This window comes from Pseudogracilibacillus sp. SO30301A, assembly GCF_037072025.1.
Taxonomy (GTDB): Bacteria; Bacillota; Bacilli; order Bacillales; family Amphibacillaceae; genus Pseudogracilibacillus.
In genome coordinates this window covers 1-2,512 of the sequence record NZ_JAXHDD010000113.1, presented here as the reverse complement: position 1 = coordinate 2,512, position 2,512 = coordinate 1, and the positions used below count along the sequence as shown (strand labels likewise).

5 protein-coding genes are annotated in these 2,512 nt (G+C 32.3%); all 5 read left to right on the top strand.

Annotation, left to right across the window (positions count from 1 at the left end; all coding sequences use genetic code 11):
• The coding region (locus tag SPD89_RS22580; RefSeq protein WP_336264201.1) for a hypothetical protein at positions 1-264 on the top strand (264 nt) is incomplete at its 5' end.
• An 18-nt stretch (positions 265-282) separates the two neighbouring features.
• Positions 283-528 (top strand): hypothetical protein, encoded by a 246-nt coding sequence (locus SPD89_RS22575; protein WP_336264200.1) that lies wholly within the window; start codon positions 283-285, stop codon positions 526-528.
• An 82-nt stretch (positions 529-610) separates the two neighbouring features.
• A complete protein-coding gene (locus SPD89_RS22570) occupies positions 611-1,297 on the top strand; it encodes a hypothetical protein (RefSeq protein WP_336264199.1) in 687 nt (228 codons plus the stop codon).
• A 72-nt stretch (positions 1,298-1,369) separates the two neighbouring features.
• The gene (locus tag SPD89_RS22565; protein ID WP_336264198.1) at positions 1,370-1,666 is read left to right on the top strand and encodes a hypothetical protein; all 297 of its coding nucleotides are present in this window, start codon (positions 1,370-1,372) and stop codon (positions 1,664-1,666) included.
• Between the two features lie 73 nt (positions 1,667-1,739).
• Positions 1,740-1,997 carry a DUF3102 domain-containing protein gene (locus tag SPD89_RS22560; RefSeq protein ID WP_442961224.1) on the top strand — a complete coding sequence of 86 codons (258 nt, stop codon included), beginning with the start codon at positions 1,740-1,742 and terminating at the stop codon, positions 1,995-1,997.
• The last annotated feature ends 515 nt before the right edge of the window (positions 1,998-2,512 follow it).

The following is a 2,512-nucleotide window of genomic DNA, read 5'->3' as shown; positions in this document are numbered from 1 at the left end:
AGTAAAATAGAAAGCTACATCAAAGAAGGAAAGCTAGGTTTTGCCTTTGGCAAAATGAGCAGCACAGAATTTGAAATCAACGCAAACAAACTACAAATTGCTGTTTTGGCGTTCATAGTAAGCTTTATATTAGTTTTAGCACTAATCGCTGGAATCGCTGAAATAATCATCAAAAAGCAAAATAAAAACTCGCATAGTGCGCCAACACCATACGAGCCGAATAAAAATAAACTACAAACACATTATAGCAAAAAAGTGAATTAAATAAAGGGGATAGGGGAAATGTTAAACGTTAAAATGTACAAAAACAACAGTGGAGACTTTCAAAAAGCAAAAATTGAAATTGAAGATGAATCACTAATATCTGTGTTTATCCGGGGAATCTTGCTGGAGATGGAACAAGCTGAAAAAATTATTAAGAAGTTTAAAGATCATAAAGACAACAATTTGAGTAAGAAATATCAAGAAAAATGTAATCAGTTGGAAGAGTTGTTAACTAAACTAGATAAGCCGGAAATCACTGAATAGATAATTTGGCACTTGTATAATATTAGTAGGTCAATAATAGTCGAAATCAAAACAACAATTAAGGGAAAAGGGGATGGAGAAAATGACTACAAAAAAAGAAAAGTTCCATAAGAAAAAATGGTTTGCCATATTAATGCTTTTATTTTTTGCCCCAATTGGAATTATATTAATCTGGACAAACAAGCACTTTGAAAAGAAAACAAACATGATTTTATCTGTCGTATTTGGAGTATGGTTTGTTTTTATCTTGATGGTTGGACAACCATCTGAAGAAGAAAAGGCAGAAGCGAAAGCTAGACAAGAGCAATTGGAAAAGGAACGAGAAGAAAAGAAGTTAGCAAAAGAAGAGGAAAAGGCTCAAAAAGAAAAAGAGGAAGCTGAGAAAGAAAAGAAAGAGCAAGAAAAAGCTGATAAAGAAGTTAAAGAGAAAGAAGAACAGAAAAAGCAAGATGAAGAAGCCTTTAATCAAGCTGTAGAGGACTGGGACAGCTATAAAACAGACTTATTAGAACACTATGGAGAAGCTGGTGTAATTGATATACAAGAGAACCCCGGAAGCGATTTTGATGTAGTAAATGTTTATGTACCAAATGAGTTTAAAATTTCAAGTGAAGATGAGAGACGCTATTATGTAGAAGAGATAGGCCCACTATTAGAAGAAGATATAGGTGCTCACTTTAACAATGATCAAATTTGGATAGAATTTAAGTATGAAGATGGAAATAACATGGCAACTAGGAAAATGTTTGGTGGATGGAAAATTAAATAATAAAACAATAACTTAAAAGAGGATAGATAAATTGATCAGATTAAAAGAAAAAACTAAAAGGGGATACATGCAATGATCACACTAGAAAACAAAATCGAAGAATTAGAATTACAAGGATTATCAAAAAAGGAAATCGAATCACGCACTCAAGACTTATTTGATCAAGTTTTGAACGAAGAACTAAAAGAAGAAAAAAGCTATATCGCAGAGATCAACCTAACACTAAATATCAACAGCAAAAAGAAAATTGAGAAGTTGCAGTTAATACTAGACGAATTGGAGATCAAAGATGTAACACTAGACGTATACGATAAATTGAAAACATCAGTATTGTTTGCAGATTTGACTGATTTATACGAGTTGGGTTAGTTAATAGATTAGCGACACTTAGTATTGATTGCTGAGTGTCGTTTTTTTAACCATAGGCAGACGGTTAAAGCATGTGAAAGAGAATGATTTGGCTCATGGCAACTTTGGTGGATGGCTAGATAATAACTTTGAATATTCTCAAAGGTATGCTCAAGAATTTATGAAATTTTATAATCAAAATCCGAACTTGAATTCGGATTTGAAGAAACTTTCTTGGACACAAGTGAGACAAGTCATGTTACTACCTGAATCAGTTGATAAAAGTGAGTTTATAAAAGAAGAGCACGAAATTCCTTCATCTGGCGAAACAAAAACAGATTTATATTGCTAGTGAATTGCCAAATACGACCACGTGGTTGGAAATTCCTCGAGCCAAATTTGCATACGTCTGCAAATTTCGGATTTAATGCTTTATATGAAATAGCAACACTTATATAAATGATAGTTATTTATCAATAAGAATCCCTATAGGGGAAGAATGGAACGATATTATAATTTATTAGTAGGAAACTTACTCGACAACTACTTAAAAACTAGGTTGGAACGTAGTGACAACAAGAGCTGACAAGGTTTTAGTCAGCGACTATACTATCACACACTTTGCGTTTACCTCGTTTCTTTTCCAAGTGCAGGAAAAGCCGAGCTAAAGCGCTATATTATTTTTTGCTTTCCATTAAAAATAAGCAAACTATTATCAATTATTAACAATATCACATCTAAAAAGCAAGTGTCAAGCATTATATTCATTATATTAATGAATTAAATTTTACATAAAATTCGAGGTTGCTCACGGCAACAACGAAAAATTAAACTAAAAGGGGAAATACATAATGACAAAAATTAATC

What these genes read in the sequence shown, in the direction of transcription:
- SPD89_RS22575 (WP_336264200.1), top strand. Translation starts at nt 283, where the DNA reads ATGTTAAACGTTAAAATGTACAAAAACAACAGTGGAGACTTTCAAAAA.
- SPD89_RS22570 (WP_336264199.1), top strand. Translation starts at nt 611, where the DNA reads ATGACTACAAAAAAAGAAAAGTTCCATAAGAAAAAATGGTTTGCCATA.
- SPD89_RS22565 (WP_336264198.1), top strand. Translation starts at nt 1,370, where the DNA reads ATGATCACACTAGAAAACAAAATCGAAGAATTAGAATTACAAGGATTA.